The sequence below is a fragment of the Chryseobacterium sp. MYb7 genome (assembly GCF_002979455.1).
Taxonomy (GTDB): Bacteria; Bacteroidota; Bacteroidia; order Flavobacteriales; family Weeksellaceae; genus Chryseobacterium.
The window spans coordinates 1-22,487 of record NZ_PCOU01000005.1 but is presented as its reverse complement, the minus strand read 5'-3'; the positions used below and the strand labels follow the sequence as shown (position 1 = coordinate 22,487).

Below are 22,487 nucleotides of genomic sequence, written 5' to 3'. Positions count from 1 at the left end.
CTTTGCGAAACTGCTCTTTACCTCTATTTTCGTACTTCTAAAACTATTCCATGAAACACGTTGTTACTTTCCTGGTATTGTTATTTTACATAGCAGTATCAGCTCAGAAAGCCCCCACTATCCTACCATTTTCTCTGGAAAATAATTCGATTTATGTGCATTGTAAAGTCAATGAAACGGACAGTATTAAATTTCTGTTTGATACTGGTGCGGATGGCTCTGTCATTAATATTAATTCAAAGAAAAAAGTACCGCTGCAAATTGGTGGCAAGTCTCAAAACAGAGGCTCAAACGGGACGAATACTGTTGATTACAGTAACCACAATACTATACAGTTTGGAGATATTCAGAAAAAAGAGATACAGTTTACTCTTATTCCTTATGAATCTGCCCATTTTGACGGGGTTTTCGGAACGGATCTTATGAAGGGAAAAACTATTGAAATTAATTATCATAAAAAAGAAATACGGTTTATGAAGAAAGCGACCAGTCTATTGATTTGGCAGGATATGAGAAAATAAAACTTCACATGATTGACAACTATCCGGCAGTAGAAAGCTGTATGATAGTGGATGGTAAGGAATATTCGGGATTCTTTGGACTCGACAGCGGAGCGGATGATGTACTCACTATAGCTTCTCCTTTTGCAAAAAAGAATACGTTGGTAAAAGGTATGAAAACAATTGGCAAAGCTACAGCGCAAGGCTCTGATGGTTCTGTATATGAAATGCCTGTTGTTCTCTGTCCGGCTGTCAAATTCGCTCAGAAATATCTTTATAACCTCCCGATTACTCTTTCCGGCTCCACAGAAGGAATTGATTCTACAGAAAAAATGGCGGGATTTTTTGGTAATCAGTTCTTAAAAAGATTTAATACTGTGATTGATTTTAAAAATGGGTTTATTTATTTTAAACTGAATAAAAATTTGTACTCGGAGTTTAATTAGCTGTTAGATCTAATTGGGACATTTTTCAGTACTATTGGGGTTAGAATTGATATAAAGATTAAATTTTATACTTTTATTCTAACTTTAACAAACTTACATAAAATGTCTCCAGAAGAATTTGTAAAAAGCTTTTATTTAGAAAAACAAAATATTCTTCATTCCAGTTTCAATAATGAAATGGAATATAGAAGTATGACTTCAATAAAAATTGAAGAATTAAATTTGGACGAAATTCAAACTGAAAAATTAAAAGAGATAGTTTCAAGTCTTCTTACTGATACTTTTTACACAATCCTGTTAGGTTTAGATGGCTCTGCAAGTATTGGCAACATACAAGAATCTTTTAAAATTTATGATGAAAAGAATAATTTAATATCAACAGATGGAGATTTAGAAGGTTATGCCTATGAATATTTTCACGGAGAATAAAGCATGATATTTGAAATTTTCAATCCCCTATTCCTTTTACTTTCAGAGCTATTGAAAATTAAAACAAATTAATAATGAATAAGTTAAGGTTTATTAGATTAAAATCCTTAATTTTGCACCCCGAAAATAAGGATTAGAGATATGAAAAAAATTGGTGAGCACAGAACACTTCTTGGAGTAGATAAAAATGTTACTTTAAAAGAATTAAAGACTATTTACAGAAATGTGATGAAAGATACCCACCCTGATAAATTCATTAATGATGAAGCAGGAAAGCAGGAAGCAGAAGAAAAAAGCAAGTCTGTGATTGAAGCCTACCACTTTTTGGTAAGTATTAATTCTGAAACTCAGGAAAAATATAAAGAAGAATATACGGAAACCACTACAAAATCTAATATTCAGGACTTTTATCTTGAGAAATCAATTTTAACGGTTCAGCATTTAAACGGAAATATGTATGAGTATATGGGAGTTCCAAGAAATACTTATATCAAAATGGTTAATTCAGATTCACCAAGCCGTTTTGCAAGAAGACACATCTATGGAAACTTTATCTACAGAAAGTCCGGAGAGGCTATGGCAGATTAATTTTTTCCTATTATAATATAAGAAGAGCTTTCAGTTTTTACTGTGAGCTTTTTTTGTTGCTAAAACTGAATAGTATGTTTTGGCTAAAGCCGATGATGGGCGTTATAGATTTAAGCGGACTCCCTTCGACTAGGCTCAGGATGATAGCCCGCTCCTATTGATTTTCTTATTGCGCAATTAATTATCAATAGAAATAGGCTTTAGCCCAAACTTATATAATCCAAATCTTAAATATCATCTGCCAACAAAAAGCGCCTCAGAAAATCTGAGGCGCTTTCGGTTAATTAAAGGTTTAATCTATTTATCTAAATGCTTAGGAGTAAATCCATCCTCATTTAGTTCTCTGTGTACATATTCTGCTTTCATTTCAGCTTCGTAGTCTACTTTAGTATCTTTACCCATTCTTCGTAGAACAGAGTCAAATAGAGAGTATACTACCGGAACAATGATCAATGTAAGGAATAGTGATGATGTCAAACCACCGATTACTACCCATGCAAGACCTTTGTTCATCTCAGCTCCGGCACCTGTTGCCAATGCGATCGGTAACATACCGAAGATCATCGCAATGGTTGTCATCAGGATCGGACGAAGACGGGCATGGTTAGCCTGTACTAATGCATCGTGAGTGTTTGCTCCTGCTGCTTTTCTTGCATTCGTAAAGTCCACGATAAGGATCGCATTCTTGGCTACCAAACCAATCAACATGATCATCCCTAGCATGGTGAAGATGTTCAGTGAGTTGGCAGTTAAGGCAAGGATTACCATTACCCCAATCATCGCTAACGGAATTGAGAACAATACCACAAACGGATATACAAAACTGTCATATAGTGAAACCATTACCAGGTATACCAATACGATAGCCGCTAATAATGCGATTCCTAACGTACCGAAACCTTCCTGCTGGTTTTCCATATCTCCACTCCAGATATACTCTACTCCTACAGGTTTTTTGGTGCTCTTCATGAACTGATCTGCCCATTCATTAGCAACATCCCCTACCGGTCTACCTACTGCTTTAGCTCTTACTTTTACCGAAGGAGATTTATCTCTACGTTCAAGCAAACTTGGCCCTGAACCCATTTTTACATCAGCAAACTGGCTTAGACGAACCTGCTGCCCCTGAGGGTTTGTAAACATAAGGTTTTTCACATCATCAATAGATTGTCTATTGACATCTCCGAAACGGATATTGATATCATATTCATATTCTCCGGCTCTGAATTTCCCATCTGTATTCCCGTTGAATGCAGTCTGCATTGTCTGTCCTACACTTGAAAGATTTAAGCCTAGAGAAGACATTTTATCTCTGTCAATGCTTACCTGAACTTCCGGGCTACCTGTATCTGTTGATAATTCGGCATCTACCGCTCCAGGAACTTTTTTCAATAGTTCTAAGATTCTGGTTGCTTCTTTTACTGCTGTTTCGTTATCAGGTCCTGTTACAACCATTTCAATTGGAGCATTTTCAGCACCCATGATACCGATTGGAGCCGTTTTAAACTCAACTCCTGTGAATTTCTCTTCCAGCTGTCTTTTTATTTTTGCAGCTTTAATATTGGTACTTTCAGAACGTTCAGATTTGTCCGTTAAGTTCACCTGAACCTCAGACTGGTAAGTAGTTGCCTGTGCACCTCCAAAACCTGTAGATTGCTGTCCAACTGTTGTAATAAGGTCTACAACATCTTTATCATTTCTTAAAAACTTTTCAACATCTAATGTTAATTGGTTTGTCTTTTCAACGGTTGCATCTTTTGACAATTCCATTTGTACTAAGAACTGACCACGGTCAATTGGCGGGAAGAATTCACCTCCAATGAATCCGAATGCTACCAGCATGAATGAACTGATTAAAACAATAAATGTGATCACTACTGTTGAAATTCTTCTTAAGGTTGTTTTCAGACACCATTCAAGGATACCTGTGATCCAGTGTGTAAACTTGTCAATTAATCCTTCAAACCAAAGAATGAATTTCTCAAACCAGTTTTTACCTGTTAAATGTTCCAGTTTACCGAATCTTGATGATAACCAAGGGATGATGGTAAATGAAGCCAATAGTGATAATAAGGTGGCAATAACTACCGTGACGCAGAACTGAGCCAAAATGTTTGCTACAAGACCAGAACTCATCGCAATCGGTAAGAATACCACTACAATTACCAATGTAATCGCAGCAACGGTAAATCCGATCTCTGAAGCTCCGTCATACGCTGCTCTGATTTTGCTTTTACCCATCTCCATGTGACGGTAAATGTTTTCAAGTACAACAATCGCGTCATCTACCAGGATACCTACCACAAGCGATAGCCCCAGTAAGCTCATCAGGTTCAAAGTATATCCCATTAAATTCATTCCGATGAACGCTGCCACCAATGAAGCCGGGATAGAAACCATTACGATGAAAGCGTTTCTGATACTGTGAAGGAATAACAACATCACAATCGCCACGAGGATAATCGCTAAGAATAAGTCGAAAATAACGTGGTTGGCTGATTCAAGGGTAAATTCTGTAGTATCGTTTACGATTTTTACTTTTACTCCCTGAACTTTATAGGCTTCTTCTACAGTTTTAATTGTTTTCTGAACACTTTCCGATACTGATACCGCATTTGCATCAGATTGTTTTTTAACCTGCATCAAAATGGTAGGAAACTGGTTGAATCTCGCTACCTTTTCCACATCTTTCTGAGAGTCGAAAACAGTTGCAATATCAGATAAACGTACCTGAGCTCCATTTTTATTGGAAACGACAAGGTTGTTCATTTCCTCAGTAGATTTATATTTTCCTGAAAGTCTGATTGTAGATTTTGTAGTTCTCGTTTTCAAACTTCCTGTAGGGAAATCAAGGTTTGATGAAAGGATTGCTTGCTGTACGTCTCCAATAGAAAGTCCATACCCCTGCAATTTTTTCTCATCAAGATTCACCTGAATTTCTCTCTCCTGTCCACCTACAAGGTCTACCTGAGCAACACCGTTTACACGAGAGAAAATAGGTTCAATCTTTTTATCCAATAAGTCATAAAGGTCCTTACTGTTTAGTTTATCAGATGAAATACTCATCGTGATAATCGGTAGATCATCTAAAGAGAACTTGTTCAGAGAGGGAGCTTTCACGTCGTCCGGAAGGTCAGCAAGAATAGCATTTACCTTTCTCTGAGCATCGTTCAAAGCGTAGTCTACGTCGGCACCATCGTTCAGCTGAACCATGATTACAGATAGACTCTCATATGAAGAAGATTCTACTTTTTTTACGTTTTCCAGGGAACCTACTGCATCTTCAATCTTTCGGGTCACGGATGTTTCCACCTCTGCTGGTGAAGCTCCCGGATATACCGTAGAAATAGTTACCATGTTGGTTTCAAACTTCGGAATCAATTCGTATCCCATGAGCGTATAACTCAGGATACCTCCCAACGTCAGAATTGTAAATAATACAATTACCAGCGAGGGTCTTTTAATGGATATTTCTGCTAACTTCATGGGTCTGCTACTTTATAATATTCACTTTAGATCCATTATCCAGGTTGATCTGTCCGCTGGTTACTACCTGTTCTCCTCCATTCAATCCACTTAGAACCTGAACTTTATCTCCGTAAACTTTTCCGATGGTTACTTTGATCAATTTAGCAACACCATTCTGAACAACGAATAATTGTCCTGAGCTTACTCCGTTTACAAATGCTTCTGCAGGAACTGTCAGCATATTCTGAGTTTCTGCACCGTTATTTGTACTGAATTTAGCAGTTGCATACATACCCGCTTTTAGGTTTCCTCTGTTCTGAACTTCAATTTCCACAGGGAAATTCAAAGAAGCATCACTTTTAGGAGCAATGAAAGTAATTCTACCTACAAAAGAGTCTTCCGGCAAAACGTTTACTTTAATCGGAACTTCCTGACCTAACTGGATTTTCCCGATCTGGCTTTCATCTACTAAAACAGATAATTTTAAGCTGTTGATATTAACAATCTCAAACATAGAAGTTCCTACCGAAACAACGGTTCCTGGTTCTACCAACTTTTTATTGATTGTTCCGCTGATTCCTGCACGGATGCTGGTATCATTCACTCTTACTCCCTGAGCTTTCACAGCTGCCTGTGCATTTTTCAGTTGAAGTCTTGAATTATCAACCTGCTGTTTCGTAACTCCTCCTGTTTTGAAGGCATTTTCGTAACGCTGATTATCAATAATAGCATTCTGCAAATTATTCTGAGCCTGTGTAACATCTACTTCGATAGCATCTCTCTTGATGGTTGCTAAAACCTGACCTGCACTTACTCTTGAACCTTCTTTTACCAAAACGCTTACAATACGTCCGGCAATTTCAGAAGACTGGTTCATTTCCTGCTTAGGAATGAAAGTTCCGTTGGCTGAGTAGTCTGTATCAATATTTTCTCTTGTAACAGTTACAATATTTACGTTGATTTTATCTACTTGTTTGGCAACTTCTTTTACTTCCTGCGTCTGCTTTTCTTTGTTCCCTGCAATCTTGTAAGCGGCTAAACCTACCAGTACTGCTGCTACGATGATATATATTAAAGTTTTTTTCATTTTAGTTTATTATAAGTTTTGTAGTGTGTTTAGTTCACCCTTAGCTTTTATCAGCTTGATCTCTGCCTGTTTGTAATCCAGCAATGCATTAGAATAGTTCTGTTTTGCCTGTGTCAAAGCATTTTCAGAATCCAGAACTTCTGTAAGTGTTGCTAACCCATACTGATAGTTGGACTGAGTATTTTTCTGAACTCTTTCTGCCAATCCAACATTATCTTTCATGCTTTCGATATTGATTAATGCATTTTCCATATTGGTGACTGCATTTTTATAATCAAGATCTAAGCTCAGCTGAGTCTTCTGAATATCCTGATCTATATCCTGAATATCAATTTCTGCCTGATTAATCTTCGCTTTTGTAGCACCTCCTGTGAAAATAGGAATATTTACATTCAAACCAATTGCTGAATAATCACTCCAAAGAACGCCGTTACTAAGACCATTTGTCAACGGGAATTTTGCTCCGTTTGCTCCCCATCCGTAGTTCGCAGTAAGATTTACTGATGGATAAAGATAAGCTTCGGTTGCTTTTTTATTGAACATCAAAAGTTCCCTGTTTTTATTTAAAACTTTAATCTCTGTACGATTATTAAGATTTACGTTGCTCGCAATCAGTTCAGGTTTTGGTTCAATCGCTTTTTCTTCAAGTTCGATGTCTGTAGAAATCGGGATTCCCATATAAAACTTCAAAGCATTTTTTGAAAGTTCAACAGAGTTGATTAAAGTCTGTTTATTGGAACCAATATTTGTAAGCTGAACATTTGTTCTGTCTAAATCGATTGATTTTGCCAAACCGTTATCAACCAAACTTTTAATAACATTTCTTACTTTTTCAGTGTTGGCATAGCTGGCAGTAACCGTTTTAAGATTTTCCTCCTGTACAAACACCTGATAATAAGCTGTTGCTACATTTTCAATAATCTGTTCATTGGTTAATTCAGCATTCAGGACATAAAACTCTCTTGTTGATTTTGCAGCTTTAAGTCCTGTAAATACTCTTTGATCAAAAATCGCCTGCTGAAGTTGTACAGAAGCTGTTGAACCCCAAGGTTGTCCAAACTGAGCTCTGATTTTCTCTCCTCCAAATTCCAGCAAAGATTCCTGAATAATTGGATTGTATGTAAGTCCGGCTGTAGCAGTGATCTGCGGAAGGGCACCGGCTCTGGCTTCATCAATCTTATATTCGGCTTTTTTGATCTGTAAAGCAGCTTTTTTAGCTTCTGCTTTATTTTGAAGTGCCTGTTTTATTGCTTCCTGCAGGGAAACCTGCTGCTGGGCAGACATCAATGTAGAGCCGAAAATCATAAATGCTGAAGCTATCCCAATTTTTAGCTTTGTAGCAGTTATACGTTTTCTATTCATAATTTTATACTTCGTTTATTTTTTATTTAATTTTCAGTCATTATTTATTTCTAAATGACGAATCATTGGTAGAAATACTTTAGTTTTTTTTAGTTTTTGAACAACATGTTGATAATAATCTCTTTTCGTTCGGAAATAATCTGATCATATTCTTCATCATTAATTAATAAATTCTCCATAAATAAAGGTCTTATGGCACTTGGGAACACCAATAGCGAAACCATATTCAGAATGAACTGAACAGGTGCCATTTTCTCAATATTTCCCAATTCCATTTCTTTTTCGATATCCTTGTACATTTCGTTCAGGATATTTTCTTCAATTTCTCTTTGATGGCAGGTTCCCTTATTGATCTGTGATACGATATACGTTTCCAGATACGGATACTGAAGGCTTGTAGAAAGGCTGCTTTCTATGAATTTGCTGATCTTTTCTTTAAAAGGCAGATCAGAATTCTGAATGATGTTCGATTTTTCCTGTTCTACTCTTTGCGCTTCATCAAAGATGATCTGGATAAGCTTATCTCTTGAACGGAAATAATAATTAATAAGGGTTCTATTCACTCCAGCTTCATCTGCAATCTCCTGCGTAGTAGCATCAAATTTTCCTTTCACAAAGAACAAATTTTTCGCTGTCTCCTTGATCAATTCCTGTGTTTGGTCTTTTTTTGCTTGATTTGACATTTTTGTTAAACAAATTTGTGCAAATTTATAGTAAAATTTATTTTTGACAAAATTGTTAAACAAAAAAATTAAACATAATTGTCATGACATCCATCATGTTTTGAATTGAAATTTAGACTAGGAAATATTTAAAACAGGGAATTATCTTCTCTAAAAGAGTTATTAGAGAGTTTTTGTGGCATAAGATTTAAGTGGGATACTTCGAAGAAGAACAGAGAGTAACAAAAAAAAACGAGCAGAAATTTCTGCTCGTTTTTTATTTTATAATAATTTTATTTTATCTTCTAAAATATCAATAATCTTATCTTTATAAAGTCCTCCGACTGCTTTTTTAAAGTTCTTCTTGCTCATTCCCAGCTCATCCTTGATCTCTTCAGGAGAAGATTTATCTGATACATACAGAAGACCATAGTTTTCTTCCAATTTGTCCAGAATCTTCTTCTTGAACTCATCAATATTTTCAAAACCTTCCGGCTGTAAAGAAATATCTATTTTTCCATCCTCACGGATTGCTTTGATGTATCCTTTTTCTTCTGATAACGGATATAGTTTTTTGAAAACATCAGAAACATAGATTAATCCTATATATTGCTTGTTGATGATCACATTCCAGCCCAGTTCACTTTCGTTCATCATGAGCAAATCTACTTTGTCACCTTTTTGAAACGGAAGATCAGTATACTGAGGATTTCTCTTAAACTTTGTAGTTCCTGTAATCAATCCCATATCTTCATCCACATAAATATAGACCAGATATCTTTTTCCTTCAATAATTTTAGTTTTCTGCTGTTTGTAAGGGATAAATAAATCTTTAATGATTCCCCAATCCATAAAAGCTCCACTTGGAAGGCTTTGTACACAGCTCATTACTGCAAACTCTCCTACTTCAGCCAAGGGAATTTCAGTAGTTGCTTTTAATTTATCATCATCCTGATAGACAAAAACATCAACTTCCTCTCCTATTTCTTTTTCGTCCTGCATAAATATTTTAGGCAGAAAAGCTTTCTCACCGGATTCATCTACGAGGATCCATCCTGAATTAATTTTTTCTGAAATTGTTAAAGTTTGAGTTTTTCCGAGTTGCATTGATGATAAAATTAGCTGACAAAGGTACGGAAATTTGAAGATGCCAACCTAGTCAATACGATTATAATTCTTTTGAAGACTTTATAAAAGTTGCAAAGCCATAAAAAATATTTAGTTTTAAAAAGATCAGTTTTGGCTGAAGCCAGTGGATTTATAATAAAAAAATAAACGGGCTAAAGCCCGTTCCTATTGAATATATAACTCCTCAAAATTTAAAATAATTGCAAAACTATTATAATTTATAATTTCGAAATATACTCCATGAGTTCACGTTTGCTGCTTTCGAAATCAAAGGCATCAGTCACCAGAAAGTAATGTTCTTTGTCTGCGCAGTTACGATATATAGATTTAGCTAATGCCAACTTATTATTATCAAAGCTAATTGATTTCACCAAATCTCTTATTTGTGCAGCAGTAAACATTGAAACACGCATCTGTTGATTAATCATGGTGATTTTCCCATCATCAAACCTTTCATTTTGCATCATCGTATCAAAAAAGTGGCGGAAAGATTGAGTATCCATTGCATTTCCATTATTATATCCGCCTCCGGATTGATTTCCGTAAGGGTTGTTCCAGATATCATTCCAGTCATTAAATCCATACTGATTTTGAAGAGGATAAGAATCCAGAAGATACAAACCTTCATTGGTGAAGAAATCAAGTACCATTCTACTGTTATTGTGAAGCCTCAAAGTTGTTCTGTAGATCAGAAAACCATTCTCGTAGATTGAAATGGGCATTCTTCCTGAGGAAAGATCAAAGAACCTGTATTTTCCGGAACCGTTTGCCATCATCTGATCACCCACTTCAACGGTAAAAAAGCCCTGTTCAGGAATTCTCAGAAAAACTTCTGCATAACCGTAGTTTCTGTCCCATTGATAGTTTGGATTTTTTATTCTATTCCCAAATCCATTTTCATTTCTTTGAGGAATGGTAGTATTTCCTAATCTCGACTGATCAAAACTTTTATTTCCTTCATCCGGGCTTTTAGAAGCTTTCATTTCTGTGGCTGAAGCTTCATTTTTCAATAATTCTCCTGCCTTCCCTGCCTCCTGCGCAAATGCGCTGATTCCTGCCAAAAGCATCCAACTTATAAAAATCTTTTTCATATATGAAATTTTCAGAAACCATCTCCATTTTTATGCCAAAAAAAGGAGAAACCAAATTGATTTCTCCTTTTTATATTTAAATGATTAATTTTTTTAATCAAATATTACATATGAATAGGTCTTTTTGCTGTAGCATCTAATGCAGCTTCTTTGATAGCTTCTGCATATGTTGGGTGAGCATGAGAACTTCTTGCAATATCTTCAGCACTTGCGCGGAATTCCATAGCAATTACTCCTTCAGCAATAAGGTCAGCAGCTCTTGCTCCAATGATATGCATTCCTAAAACTTCATCTGTTTTTTCGTCTGCAATAATCTTAACAAGACCATCGATATCACCACTTGCACGGCTTCTACCTAAAGCTCTCATTGGGAAAGATCCTACTTTGTAAGCTACCCCTTCTTCTTTTAACTGCTCTTCAGTTTTACCAACTCCAGCAACTTCCGGCCATGTATAAACAACTCCCGGGATAAGGTTATAGTTGATGTGAGGTTTTTGTCCAGCTAATGTTTCAGCAACAAATACTCCTTCTTCTTCAGCTTTGTGAGCCAACATCGCACCTTTGATAACGTCACCGATCGCATAGATATTAGCAACATTAGTCTGAAGGTGATCGTTTACTTTCACTCTTCCTCTTTCGTCAAGCTCTACACCAGCTTTTTCAAGACCAAGACCATCTGTATAAGGTTTTCTACCTACAGAAACTAAACAGTAATCTCCTTCTACTACTACTTCTTCTCCTTTTTTATCTTTAGCTGTGATCTTTACAGTATCTCCGTTTCTTTCAACAGCAGAAACCGCAGTAGAAAGCATAAACTTCATTCCTTGTTTTTTAAGAACTTTAGTCAATTCTTTGCTTAAAGCTCCATCCATTCCAGGAATGATTTTATCCATAAATTCAACAACAGTTACCTGAGCGCCTAATCTTAGGTATACAGAACCTAATTCAAGACCGATAACTCCACCTCCGATTACTACTAAATGCTTAGGGATTTCTTTAAGGTTTAAAGCTTCCGTAGAGGTAATCACTCTTTCTTTGTCTAAAGAGATGAAAGGTAATGCAGATGGTTTAGAACCAGTTGCAATGATTGTATATTTAGATTCGATGGTTTCAGAAGAACCGTCGTTTTTAGTAACTTTAATCTGAGTAGCAGATTCGAAGCTTCCTACCCCTTCAAAAACAGTAATCTGGTTTTTGTTCATCAGGTAGCTGATTCCGTCTGTATTTTGTTTGATCACTTCGTTTTTACGCTCGATCATTCTTGCGATATCTGCTTGTGGCTCATTGATGATGATTCCGTGACCTGCAAAATTGTGTTTTGCATTTTCGAAATGTTCAGAGCTGTCAAGAAGCGCTTTTGACGGAATACATCCAACGTTAAGACAAGTTCCGCCTAAAGTTGAATATTTTTCAATAATTGCTGTTTTGAAACCTAATTGTGCTGCACGGATAGCAGCAACATAACCACCGGGACCAGAACCTATTACGGTAACATCGAATTGACTCATGTTATTGTATGAATTTGTTTATTATTATCTATCTTAATTCTCACAAATTTACATATAAATTACCAAGCACCAAAGTGAGTTTTATCAATTTTAAAAATGATAATTATATGCTTTAGTTTTATGAAAAATGTTATTTTATGAACTTTATATTTTCCTCATTCCCCTTCTTCAGGTAAATTGCAGTAAAGACAAGAGGTTTTTCGGCTGATGCATTATCAAAATGAAGGATTTTTACATTTTTAGGTTCGTAAAAAGCATCACCTTCATGAAGAACCACTTTCTCTTGTCCTTCTATTTGAAAAACAGCTTCACCGGAATTGATTATTCCCAAAACGGGGCATGGATGCAGATGTTCTGGTGCACTTTGTCCTGCAGCCATTGTTATTTCCTGAATTTCTGTGGATTTAACTTTTTGATCAAGAGCAGTTTTTAACAATTCTTTTCTGGAGATTGCCTTCTGCTGAGCCATCATTCCAACAGCATTCAGCATCAGAACAGCAATGATAAATGATTTCATAAATTTGATATTTATTTAAATCAACATACATATTATACATTCAGTTTTCCTTGTCCGAATTCGCCTGTACTTTCAAAAAAAGAACCTCCATATACATACCATTCAAGACTTTCCAAATATTCCACTGCATTTTCCGGGGTTATATTGGGGCGGTCTTTTTTAGAAACAATTCCTTTGTACCATCTTCCTGATTTGGAAAAGCTTTCATATTCCACAAAATAATGAATCCATATTCTCTGGCATAACTTGCACTGTTGAATCGTTACTTCTCCGTATCTCCCGTCGGTATGATCAGTTCCTAATGCCGAACTTCTGTATTCTGTATAATTTGAATTGGGCTTCTCACAGGCACATCCTAATTTTTGGATCTTATTCATGAATGAAAAATTGGTTTTCAGATAAAATTTATAACTCCAAAAGTAAGAAATTAACAACCCATAAAGCAAATGGAGTCATCAAGGTTGTATCAAATCCAGTAAAACCTTTTCATATTTATCCAAAATAATATTCTTCGAAAACCTTGATTTAATAGAGTTTTTTATGGCATCTCTGTTATAATTGCTCTGCAGTACTTTCACAATCTGCTGGGCGAAACCATCATAGTTTTCAATATTGGCGATTTCACCGTTTACATTATGCTGGATGATTTCATTGATTCCTCCGGGACAGTTGTTCGCCAGAGAATACGTTCCGCAGGCACCTGCTTCTAAAAGTACATTGGGAAATCCTTCGTATCTTGAAGAAAGCACGAATAAATCAGCATATTTCAGGTATTGATAAGGATTCTCCTGTCTACCATGAAAGATAACTTTTTTTAATCCTAAAAGCTCTTTTGTCTGAAGTAAGAGGTCTTTATCTTTCCCGTCTCCCAGAATATGAAGAATGATATTTTCGTTCTTCAGTCGTGAAAAAACTTTCAAAAGGTTATCAAATCCTTTTCTGGAAGACAAATTACCAATAGCCACTACATTTTTATAATTGTATTTAAAGCATTCAGGTTTTAAAGATACAGCCATTTTATCTTCAATAAAATCAAAGTCTACAGGGTTGTTGATCTTGACAATTTTTTTCTTTTTAATATTAAAATTATCGACAAGATCTTTCATCATATCATCACTTTGGGCAATGATTCTCTGATAGTTATTGTAAAAATTATAGAAAAATTTAATTTCTTTTCGGGTTACATGTTCGGTAACCACATTAGTTTCCCTTGCGATGAATTTTGTTCTTGGAAAAAGTTTTATGAATAGGGATAAATAAGCATTTACCTCTCCGAAACCTGAGAAAACAATATCCGGTTTTCTTCTGTAGATTTCTCCTAAAATAGGTCGTAATGAATGTCTTATTCTTTCGGTATTGATATCGATGATTTCGACATCTTTTTTCAGAAAATCCAGGTATCCGCCTTGTTTACGTAACAGCAAAATCTTGGGCTCAAACCGATCTCTGGAAAGATGGTTCGCTATAGTAGTAACAATCCTTTCTGCTCCTCCGGTCTCTAGGTCCGGCAGAATAAATATGACAGATATTTTTTTCATCAGTGTAAAGTTAGTAAAAAGTTTTATTAACATTCAAGCCCAAATCGTTAAATAAAGGGATGATTTCGTTAATATTTTCCACGCTTATAAATGCATATTTATCTTCAGCAAAATTGACTCCTCTTCTTCTAAAAAAAGAGAAATTCTCATCATCTTTACCAAACATACTTTCTGGCTCTCCAAAGATGATGTTGCCAAAATGTTTTGAATTCATTTCAGCATTCACCTGATCTATTTCATTTAATTCTTTGTATTTTAAAATCTTTCCATTTGCCTTTTCAACAATAGCTATTCTTTGATTTGTAATTACATAATAATTTTTTTTCAGTCTCCGATATTTTAAAATCCATCTGAAAAAAGTAATATACAAAGCATTACAAAAAATACCGATTCCTATTATTGAAAAAAGCCCAAAACTGGAGCTTAAGCTCAAAATAAAAAATACTCCAATTGCTAAATAAAATATAGAAAAAGCTGTTCTCAGCTTTTCTGTCATATTAAAAAAGAAACTCTTCCCTGGAAGAATTTCTTTTAAAATTATTTCGTTATTGTTTAAAATCATATTAATTTGCTACGTCACTGATAAATTTAATCCTCAGCATTCTTACTTCTTCATCAGACAGTTCATCCCCGAATTCATCCAGCAATACTTTCATACTGTCGCTTTCAGACTCGTTCATGAATTCCATAAATCCGTCTACGATGTCTTCGTCAAAATTATCTTCAATATAGTAGTCGATATTCAGCTTTGTTCCCTGATATACAATCCTTTCCATTTCTTTCAGAAGTTCATCCATAGAAAGATTTTTAGCTCTTGCGATATCTTCAAGATCAATCTTTTTATCAGTGCTCTGGATGATAAAAACTTTATGGCTCGATTTATTGGCCACCTGTTTCAATACCATATCCTGAGTACGTTCGATATTATTATCTTCTACGTATGTTTTGATGTAGTCTGCAAATTCTTTACCGTATTTTTTGGCTTTTCCTTCGCCTACTCCATAGATTTTGGTAATTTCATCTACTGTGATCGGATATTGAACTGTCATATCCTCCAAACTTGGATCCATAAACACTGTATAAGGTGGGATTCCATGTTTTTTGGCTACTTTCTTTCTCAATTCTTTTAGCAAGGTAAAAAGCTTCTGATCCAGACCTCCGCCAGCCTGCTGCTGTACCTGATCACTCTCTGCTTTTGCCTGAGTAAGATCAAATTCTCTGTCTTCAGCAATTAAAAATACTTCTTTGGATTTACCATTCAGGACATTTCTTCCTTTTTCCGTAATCTTTAAAACACCGTAAGTTTCAATATCTTTTTGTAAAAAGTTCTGAACGGTTGCCTGTCTCAGAATTGTTTTCCAGTAATTATCTTTTTCTTCTTTTCCAAAGCCAAAATAAGAGCTTTGTTCAAGTTTGTAAGATTTTGTCACTGCATTTTCTTTTCCTACAATGACAGAGATCAGATCTTTGGACTTGAATTTTTCTCCTGTATCACTGATCAGTTCCAGCGACTTTTCCATGTCTGCCGTAGCATCCTTTAATTTTGGCGGATTAGAAGAATTGTCACACATTTTCGCCCCGTCACCGTTTATCGGATCGAAACTTTCACCAAAATAATAAAGAATATATTGTCTTCTGCTCATTGAAGTTTCAGCATAGCCTACCACTTCATTTAAAAGCTGCAGTCCGATTTCTCTTTCTGAAACGGGTTTCTGTGCCAGGAATTTTTCCAGTTTTTCAATATCTTTCGGATCGTAGAATGCAAGACAATGGCCTTCGCCCCCATCTCTTCCTGCTCTTCCCGTTTCCTGATAATAACTTTCCAGTGATTTTGGAAAGTCGTAATGGATGACAAAACGTACATCGGGTTTATCAATTCCCATCCCGAAGGCAATGGTTGCCACAATCACATCTACTTCTTCCATCAGGAATTTATCCTGGTTGGCCACTCTCACTTTCTGATCAAGACCGGCATGATAAGGAAGTGCATTGATTCCGTTGACCTGCAGAAGCTGGGCAAATTCTTCAACTTTTCTTCGGCTCAGGCAATATACAATTCCTGATTTTCCTTTATGCTGATTGATGAATTTAACGATTTCCTTATCTACATTGATTTTAGGACATACTTCATAGTATAGATTAGGACGGTTAAAACTTTCTTTGAATACCAATGCATTCGTCATTCCTAAAGTTTTCTGGATATCATCCTGAACCTTAGGAGTAGCAGTAGCCGTCAAAGCAATCACCGGTACACTGGCGATTTTGTCTATAATCTGTTTCAGATTCCTGTATTCCGGTCTGAAATCATGTCCCCATTCTGAAATACAGTGCGCCTCATCAATAGCAAAGAAAGAAATTTTCACATCTTTCAAAAACTCCAGATAATCATCTTTAATTAATGATTCAGGAGCTACATACAGAAGTTTGGTTTTCCCGCTTTTGATATCATCAAAAACCTGTTTGGTCTGCGTTTTGTTTAATGATGAATTCAATACGTGTGCTACTCCATCCTCAGATGAAAGACCGTTCACCGCATCTACCTGATTTTTCATCAACGCTATTAGGGGTGAAACGACTATTGCCGTACCTTCCGAAATAAGTGCCGGAAGCTGATAACATAATGATTTTCCACCACCTGTAGGCATTAAAACAAATATATCTTTCCCATTCAATAGGTTGTCTATAATTTGTTCCTGCTGGCCCTTAAAAGTAGAAAACCCAAAATACTTTTTTAATTCGCCTGATAAATTGGCTTTTTTTGCACTCATCTAATTTTCTATTGCTAAATTTGCAACTCACCCAAAGTTATAAAAATTCTGCTTAAAATAAAAGCGAACGAATTTATAAAAAATAAAATTTATATTAAAAATTCTTTTTAAAATATAACGTTTTTTAAGAACTTTTTTGTATACCTTATTATCATAAAATGGATAGAACCAACATTATATCAATTGCAAAAAGCACTTTAGAAATAGAAATTTCTGAACTCGAAAAATTAAAAAACAGACTTGATGACCAATTTGCACAGGCAGTAGAGATCATTAATTCGGCAAAAGGAAAGCTCATCGTGGTAGGAATTGGAAAATCTGCTCACGTAGGAAATAAAATTGTGGCGACCTTAAACTCAACGGGTACCCCTTCGCAATTCCTTCATGCTTCAGAAGCTATTCATGGAGATCTTGGGGTGATTCAGAAACAGGATGTTGTTTTATGCATTTCCAATTCCGGAAATTCACCTGAAATTGCCAATCTTGTTCCTTATTTGAAAGATTATTCATCCGCTTTGATAGGAATGACAGGAAATAAGACCAGTAAACTGGCTGAGTTTTCTGAAGTTATTTTAGATACCCATGTAGACGTTGAAGCGTGCCCGAATAAATTGGCTCCCACCAGCTCTACTACTATCCAGATGGCATTGGGAGATGCCTTAGCAGTGGCTTTGATGGAACTGAATGATTTTAAGGCGAATGATTTCGCCAAATTTCACCCTGGAGGAAGCTTAGGAAAAAATCTGACTTCTAAAGTGGAGCAGTTTCTTTCTTCACAAAAACCACAGGTTAAAGAAGATGCATCCATAAGAGATGTGATTATCTCGATCAGTGGTTCAAGCCACGGAATTACAGTGGTAACGAATGCAGATCAGATTATTGGTGTTATCACAGATGGTGATTTGAGAAGAATGCTTATGAAAGGAGAAGATATCAGTAAAGTATCGGCTAAAGATATTATGTCTGCCCGTCCAAGAACAATTGAGAAGGATTCATTAGCCAAAGAAGCTATGAAAATTCTGAAAGAAAATAATATCGGACAGCTTGTAGTAACAGAAAACGGAAAGTATTTCGGAATCATAGATCTACATAAACTACTGGACGAAGGAATTAATTAGAGATAGAGATCCAGAGGTTGGAGATTAAGAAGACAATTTGCAGATTAAAAGTAAAATTTAACTAATCCCCTGCAAACTCTTACTTCTGTCATTTTTTTTATAAATTTGCGCTGTAAAAATATTATTCTGTGAGTGATGGTAAAGACATGTCCTTTCTTGGGCATATAGGAGAATTAAGAGGGCACCTGATCCGTTCGATTATTGCTATCATAATTGCGGCTTTTGTAGTGGGCTTTAATATCAACTGGATTATGGACCATATCTTTTTTGGGCCCACCAGAAATGATTTCCCTACCTTCAGAATTGTTAATCATTTTTCAAGAATGATTTTAGGGGAAGATAGTATCCATCTTCCAAAAGAGTTCCCTGTTCGGGTACAGAGATTGTATCAGCAGTTCAATGTGATGATGGCTGTTTCTATTTTTGGAGGAATGGTAGCTGCATTTCCTTATATTGTATGGGAATTATGGCGTTTCATTGGTCCTGCTTTACACCCAAAGGAAAGAAAGAATTCTATTTATATTATCAATGCGGTATGGATGCTTTTCATGACCGGGGTATTGTGTGGTTATTTTTTAATCCTTCCGTTTGCGGTTAATTTTGGGGTTATCTTTAAAATTTCAGACATTATCGTTCCGCTTTATGACTTAAGTGATTATACCACCTTATTTTTACAGGTTGTTTTGGGTATGGGAGTTATTTTCCTTTTCCCTATCCTTATCTATTTCCTCACCAGCATAGGAATTCTTACTCCTACATTTATGAAGACCTACCGTCGTCATGCTATTGTTTTGATTATGGTAGTAGCTGCAATTATTACTCCCGCCGACGTTTTGAGTATGATAATGGCTGCATTACCATTGCTTGTTCTTTATGAATTCAGTATTATGATGTGTAGTTATACCTATAAAAAAGCACAGAAAAGTAACGGAAATCTTCCGGCAGTACAGAAATAATTTAATTAATCAACGATATAAAAAGAGCTGGTTTTCCATTGTGAAAATCAGCTCTTTTTTATTGCATCACACCTATTACACCAATTTATTTTTTCTTAAAATAGAATAATTGGTTAAAAATTTTTCACAATTAAGACTAATTAAAGTTATTAATTTTAAAACTAAATCAAAATCAATAAATAAATACTTTTAATTAATTATTCACATATAATTGATTAGATTTACACAAAATTCACAAAACCAATCAAATCAATATATTAATTTTATGAAAAAGAAAATTATTTTCGTCTTTGCTTTAGCAATTGGACTAACGAGTTTACATGCACAGCGTTGGGAACCCATCTCCCAAAAGATTACTCCAACCAGGAAAGAAGTAAATGTTATTTACGCTTACAGGTTTGATCTTAATTCACTCAGAGAGCTTTTAAAGAACGCTCCGGAAGCCGGAAAAGGCAGTCCGATAGTAGTCTCATTACCTACTACTGACGGAAGAGTTGAAAGATTCTCTGTGTACAGCTCGCCTGTTGTTGAAAAATCAATGGCTGAGAGATACCAATTAGGTGCTTATTCTGGGGTAGGTTTGGATAATCCAAGCAAACAGGTTAGATTCAGTACAGCACCCAATGATTTCCAATCGATGCTTTTTGATACCAAAACAGGTCTATATGAATTTATAGAGCCCATCAACAAAGAAAAAGATGTATTTGGAGTCTTTTTTAAATCCAACAAAGTATCAGACGGCAGTCCGTTTGAATGTAAAGTAACGGAATCCGAGCAATCAAAAAAACAAATGAAAAAGCTGCTCAACTCAAAGAGCGCTTTGGAAAAAGCAGGAAGTCAAAAAAAAAGTACTGATCAAAAATACAGAACTTATAGATTAGCAGTTTCTGTAAATGGTGAATACACCCAATTAGCAGGAGGTGTTCCGGGAGCAGCAGCCCGTATTAATGCCACTATAAACAGAGTAAACGGTGTATATGAAAAGGATTTGGGTATTCATTTGATTGTACAGGATTTACCACAACTGATTTTTACGGATCCTGCAACGGATCCCTATTCGGATGTTATTCAAAATGCTAACGGTTCTTATGAGGCACCTGATGCATGGAATCTGCAAGTTCAGCAAACTTTAACCAACACTGCCGGTGTAGGGAATGGCACTTATGATGTGGGCCATTTTTTCGGACATAGAGGCGGTGGCGGATCAGCCGGTGACATCGGAAACGTATGTAGAAACCCTGCCAATAATAATGATGATACTTCAAAAGGAGCGGGAATCACTTCTCCAAGTGTAAATGATCAACCTTTTGGTGATACTTTTGATATTGATTATGTAGCTCATGAGCTTGGACATCAGTTTGGAGGACGCCATACAATGTCTGTGATTCATCCACAAACTGACCGACCAATAGAACCCGGATCAGGATCTACTATTATGGGGTATGCCGGAATTACAGCAGCCAATGTTCAAATGAATTCCGATGCTTATTTCCACGTACTCAATATTGAACAAATACAACAGTACGTAAACTCTCAAAACTGTGCGATTACCACTCCGGTTGCCAATACTCCACCAGTGATACAGCCCATTCCTACGAAAACAATTCCCAAAGGAACAGCTTTTGTGCTGACCGCCAGCGCTGCAGATGCTCAAAATGATCCTATGACCTATACCTGGGAACAATATGATATTGCAACTACTAAATTTAATAATGTAGATGCCAATCGTACTAATGGAGCAAACTTCAGGTCATTAATGCCTACAGCTTCTCCAACACGTTATTTCCCAAAATTATCCAGTGTTCTTAATGGAAATCTTACCAATGCTCAGGATTGGGAAACAGTATCTAATGTAAGCAGGGAAATGAACTTTAAAGTCACGGTAAGAGATAACAATCCTGATGTTGCCCAACAGCAGACTCAGAGCAGTTTAGTTAAAATAAATGTAGGAAATGACGGACCATTTAAACTTACTTCTTCCACAGTATATAATAACACCTCCGGAGCCATTACCTGGGACGTAGCCAATACAAATAATACAATTTATAATGTAGCAAATGTTAAAATAGATTATACAACAGATAATGGAAATACATGGACCATTATTTCAGCATCAACGCCTAATGATGGTGTAGAACCTTATTCATTTTCGACGCTTGCTGCAGGTGCCAATGTAAAGATCAGAGTAAGTGCGATTGATAATGTATTTTATGCTATTGGAAATGCAACTGTTTCAGCTGCTTCTGCCTGCTCTTCAGCAGCACCAACAGGAGTTGCTGTTTCAGGGATAACAAAATCTTCCGCAACAGTAAGCTGGCCTGGTTTACAAGGAGCTACCTATTCTTTACAATACAGAAAAACAGGAAGTGCTGCATGGACCACTATTCCGGTTACTACAAATTCTTATTCTTTTACAGGATTAGAAGAAGCTACACAGTATGAAGTACAGATAGCCAATGTATGTGAATCTACAACAGGAACCTATTCCGCATCTACTAATTTCACAACACTTTCATTTAGTGTATGCGCCGTTTCTTCAGATCCTTCGGATGAATTTATATCCAATGTTACGGTGACTCCCACTGGAATGGCTGCCGTTTCGAATAACAGTGTCGGATCAGCTTATACTAATTACACCACCGATGCTACTAAACTGATTACTCTTAAAAAAGGTTCTTCAGGCAACACCATCAGTATAGCGAAACAATGGTCAGGCACCAAATACAATGAAGGAGTAACTGCATGGATCGATTTCAATAAAGACGGAGTATTCTCAAGCTCTGAAAAGATCTATACGAGTGTACCTAATAAATTAACTCCAGTTTCGGGAACATTCTCTGTTCCTAATGACGCATATACCGGAGGAAATATCATTATGAGAGTGATGCTGGCTTACAACACTCAGCCTGTGGATGCCTGTACCAGCCCTGAATATGGGGAAACTGAAGACTACCCTGTCCTTGTACAAGATGCTCTAAGCACAAAAGATGTAACAAAAGACAATAATACAGTCCAGATTTTCCCTAACCCGGCAACTGATGTACTGAACGTTCTTAAAGTTTCATCCAAGGCTCAGTATACGATTACTAATGCTGCAGGACAAATTGTAATGAATGGTCAGATTACAGACAATAAAATTGCTGTATCAAAACTGATTACAGGAGCTTATATTATTTCAATTGACGATAAGGGTACCACTACCAACCTGAAATTCATCAAAAAATAAAAACCAACCCATATTTACGAGTCCGTCTCACAACCAGTGAGGCGGATTTTTTTTGTATTTATTCGTTTTTCTTTTGCAGTTTTTTCCAGTTTGAA

At 36.0% G+C, this 22,487-nt stretch carries 19 protein-coding genes; 7 read left to right on the top strand and 12 right to left on the bottom strand.

The features are described from left to right. The first annotated feature begins 50 nt into the window (after window positions 1–50). The 4 genes from CQ046_RS05745 (at window position 51) to CQ046_RS05730 (ending at window position 1,963) form a co-directional block, all read left to right on the top strand. On the top strand, window positions 51–521 hold the full coding sequence (locus tag CQ046_RS05745) for a retropepsin-like aspartic protease (RefSeq protein ID WP_105701337.1): 471 nt from the start codon (window positions 51–53) through the stop codon (window positions 519–521). 8 nt (window positions 522–529) lie between these two features. Beyond that, on the top strand, window positions 530–946 hold the full coding sequence (locus CQ046_RS05740; RefSeq protein ID WP_123906579.1) for a hypothetical protein: 417 nt from the start codon (window positions 530–532) through the stop codon (window positions 944–946). Between the two features lie 102 nt (window positions 947–1,048). Beyond that, window positions 1,049–1,375, top strand: a complete 327-nt coding sequence (locus CQ046_RS05735; RefSeq protein ID WP_105701335.1) for a hypothetical protein — start codon at window positions 1,049–1,051, stop codon at window positions 1,373–1,375. 141 nt (window positions 1,376–1,516) lie between these two features. Further along, window positions 1,517–1,963 (top strand): KTSC domain-containing protein, encoded by a 447-nt coding sequence (locus tag CQ046_RS05730; RefSeq protein WP_105701334.1) that lies wholly within the window; start codon window positions 1,517–1,519, stop codon window positions 1,961–1,963. A 297-nt stretch (window positions 1,964–2,260) separates the two neighbouring features. Here CQ046_RS05730 and CQ046_RS05725 read toward each other — a convergent pair whose 3' ends face one another. The 12 genes from CQ046_RS05725 to recQ form a co-directional block, all read right to left on the bottom strand. Beyond that, the gene (locus CQ046_RS05725) at window positions 2,261–5,449 is read right to left on the bottom strand and encodes an efflux RND transporter permease subunit (RefSeq protein ID WP_105701333.1); all 3,189 of its coding nucleotides are present in this window, start codon (window positions 5,447–5,449) and stop codon (window positions 2,261–2,263) included. 7 nt (window positions 5,450–5,456) lie between these two features. Further along, window positions 5,457–6,518 carry an efflux RND transporter periplasmic adaptor subunit gene (locus CQ046_RS05720; RefSeq protein WP_105701332.1) on the bottom strand — a complete coding sequence of 354 codons (1,062 nt, stop codon included), beginning with the start codon at window positions 6,516–6,518 and terminating at the stop codon, window positions 5,457–5,459. A 9-nt stretch (window positions 6,519–6,527) separates the two neighbouring features. Then, window positions 6,528–7,880 carry a TolC family protein gene (locus CQ046_RS05715; protein WP_105701331.1) on the bottom strand — a complete coding sequence of 451 codons (1,353 nt, stop codon included), beginning with the start codon at window positions 7,878–7,880 and terminating at the stop codon, window positions 6,528–6,530. A gap of 89 nt (window positions 7,881–7,969) precedes the next feature. Next, window positions 7,970–8,563 carry a TetR/AcrR family transcriptional regulator gene (locus CQ046_RS05710; RefSeq protein ID WP_105701330.1) on the bottom strand — a complete coding sequence of 198 codons (594 nt, stop codon included), beginning with the start codon at window positions 8,561–8,563 and terminating at the stop codon, window positions 7,970–7,972. 261 nt (window positions 8,564–8,824) lie between these two features. Continuing rightward, window positions 8,825–9,649 carry a S1 RNA-binding domain-containing protein gene (locus tag CQ046_RS05705; protein WP_105701329.1) on the bottom strand — a complete coding sequence of 275 codons (825 nt, stop codon included), beginning with the start codon at window positions 9,647–9,649 and terminating at the stop codon, window positions 8,825–8,827. A 239-nt stretch (window positions 9,650–9,888) separates the two neighbouring features. Continuing rightward, on the bottom strand, window positions 9,889–10,761 hold the full coding sequence (locus tag CQ046_RS05700; protein ID WP_105701328.1) for a DUF4476 domain-containing protein: 873 nt from the start codon (window positions 10,759–10,761) through the stop codon (window positions 9,889–9,891). Window positions 10,762–10,865: 104 nt separating this feature from the next. Beyond that, on the bottom strand, window positions 10,866–12,269 hold the full coding sequence (lpdA, locus tag CQ046_RS05695; protein WP_105701327.1) for a dihydrolipoyl dehydrogenase: 1,404 nt from the start codon (window positions 12,267–12,269) through the stop codon (window positions 10,866–10,868). Window positions 12,270–12,399: 130 nt separating this feature from the next. Further along, a complete protein-coding gene (locus CQ046_RS05690) occupies window positions 12,400–12,786 on the bottom strand; it encodes a cupin domain-containing protein (protein ID WP_105701326.1) in 387 nt (128 codons plus the stop codon). A gap of 32 nt (window positions 12,787–12,818) precedes the next feature. After that, window positions 12,819–13,163, bottom strand: coding sequence for a hypothetical protein (locus CQ046_RS05685; protein ID WP_105701325.1), 345 nt, complete (start codon window positions 13,161–13,163; stop codon window positions 12,819–12,821). 78 nt (window positions 13,164–13,241) lie between these two features. After that, window positions 13,242–14,324, bottom strand: coding sequence for a glycosyltransferase (locus CQ046_RS05680; protein ID WP_105701498.1), 1,083 nt, complete (start codon window positions 14,322–14,324; stop codon window positions 13,242–13,244). A gap of 10 nt (window positions 14,325–14,334) precedes the next feature. Next, window positions 14,335–14,886, bottom strand: coding sequence for a hypothetical protein (locus CQ046_RS05675; protein WP_105701324.1), 552 nt, complete (start codon window positions 14,884–14,886; stop codon window positions 14,335–14,337). Between the two features lies 1 nt (window position 14,887). Beyond that, window positions 14,888–17,092: a DNA helicase RecQ gene (gene recQ / locus CQ046_RS05670; RefSeq protein WP_105701323.1), complete on the bottom strand. Its 2,205-nt coding sequence runs from the start codon at window positions 17,090–17,092 to the stop codon at window positions 14,888–14,890. 158 nt (window positions 17,093–17,250) lie between these two features. Here recQ and CQ046_RS05665 point away from each other — a divergent pair, with 158 nt between their 5' ends. From CQ046_RS05665 to CQ046_RS05655, 3 genes are all read left to right on the top strand, one after another. Next, window positions 17,251–18,210: an SIS domain-containing protein gene (locus CQ046_RS05665; RefSeq protein WP_105701322.1), complete on the top strand. Its 960-nt coding sequence runs from the start codon at window positions 17,251–17,253 to the stop codon at window positions 18,208–18,210. A gap of 128 nt (window positions 18,211–18,338) precedes the next feature. Next, on the top strand, window positions 18,339–19,166 hold the full coding sequence (gene tatC, locus CQ046_RS05660; protein ID WP_105701321.1) for a twin-arginine translocase subunit TatC: 828 nt from the start codon (window positions 18,339–18,341) through the stop codon (window positions 19,164–19,166). Between the two features lie 265 nt (window positions 19,167–19,431). Next, complete coding sequence (locus CQ046_RS05655) at window positions 19,432–22,392, top strand: reprolysin-like metallopeptidase (protein ID WP_105701320.1); 2,961 nt, start codon at window positions 19,432–19,434, stop codon at window positions 22,390–22,392. Window positions 22,393–22,487: the final 95 nt, after the last annotated feature.

Bases quoted from the DNA above. Each gene is read 5' to 3' on its own strand.
- CQ046_RS05720 (WP_105701332.1), bottom strand. From the start codon at position 6,518: ATGAAAAAAACTTTAATATATATCATCGTAGCAGCAGTACTGGTAGGT.
- CQ046_RS05705 (WP_105701329.1), bottom strand. From the start codon at position 9,649: ATGCAACTCGGAAAAACTCAAACTTTAACAATTTCAGAAAAAATTAAT.
- CQ046_RS05700 (WP_105701328.1), bottom strand. From the start codon at position 10,761: ATGAAAAAGATTTTTATAAGTTGGATGCTTTTGGCAGGAATCAGCGCA.
- CQ046_RS05690 (WP_105701326.1), bottom strand. From the start codon at position 12,786: ATGAAATCATTTATCATTGCTGTTCTGATGCTGAATGCTGTTGGAATG.
- CQ046_RS05655 (WP_105701320.1), top strand. From the start codon at position 19,432: ATGAAAAAGAAAATTATTTTCGTCTTTGCTTTAGCAATTGGACTAACG.
- CQ046_RS05745 (WP_105701337.1), top strand. From the start codon at position 51: ATGAAACACGTTGTTACTTTCCTGGTATTGTTATTTTACATAGCAGTA.
- lpdA (WP_105701327.1), bottom strand. From the start codon at position 12,269: ATGAGTCAATTCGATGTTACCGTAATAGGTTCTGGTCCCGGTGGTTAT.
- CQ046_RS05735 (WP_105701335.1), top strand. From the start codon at position 1,049: ATGTCTCCAGAAGAATTTGTAAAAAGCTTTTATTTAGAAAAACAAAAT.
- CQ046_RS05680 (WP_105701498.1), bottom strand. From the start codon at position 14,324: ATGAAAAAAATATCTGTCATATTTATTCTGCCGGACCTAGAGACCGGA.
- CQ046_RS05685 (WP_105701325.1), bottom strand. From the start codon at position 13,163: ATGAATAAGATCCAAAAATTAGGATGTGCCTGTGAGAAGCCCAATTCA.
- CQ046_RS05730 (WP_105701334.1), top strand. From the start codon at position 1,517: ATGAAAAAAATTGGTGAGCACAGAACACTTCTTGGAGTAGATAAAAAT.
- CQ046_RS05715 (WP_105701331.1), bottom strand. From the start codon at position 7,880: ATGAATAGAAAACGTATAACTGCTACAAAGCTAAAAATTGGGATAGCT.
- CQ046_RS05675 (WP_105701324.1), bottom strand. From the start codon at position 14,886: ATGATTTTAAACAATAACGAAATAATTTTAAAAGAAATTCTTCCAGGG.
- CQ046_RS05725 (WP_105701333.1), bottom strand. From the start codon at position 5,449: ATGAAGTTAGCAGAAATATCCATTAAAAGACCCTCGCTGGTAATTGTA.
- CQ046_RS05665 (WP_105701322.1), top strand. From the start codon at position 17,251: ATGGATAGAACCAACATTATATCAATTGCAAAAAGCACTTTAGAAATA.
- CQ046_RS05710 (WP_105701330.1), bottom strand. From the start codon at position 8,563: ATGTCAAATCAAGCAAAAAAAGACCAAACACAGGAATTGATCAAGGAG.
- CQ046_RS05740 (WP_123906579.1), top strand. From the start codon at position 530: ATGATTGACAACTATCCGGCAGTAGAAAGCTGTATGATAGTGGATGGT.
- recQ (WP_105701323.1), bottom strand. From the start codon at position 17,092: ATGAGTGCAAAAAAAGCCAATTTATCAGGCGAATTAAAAAAGTATTTT.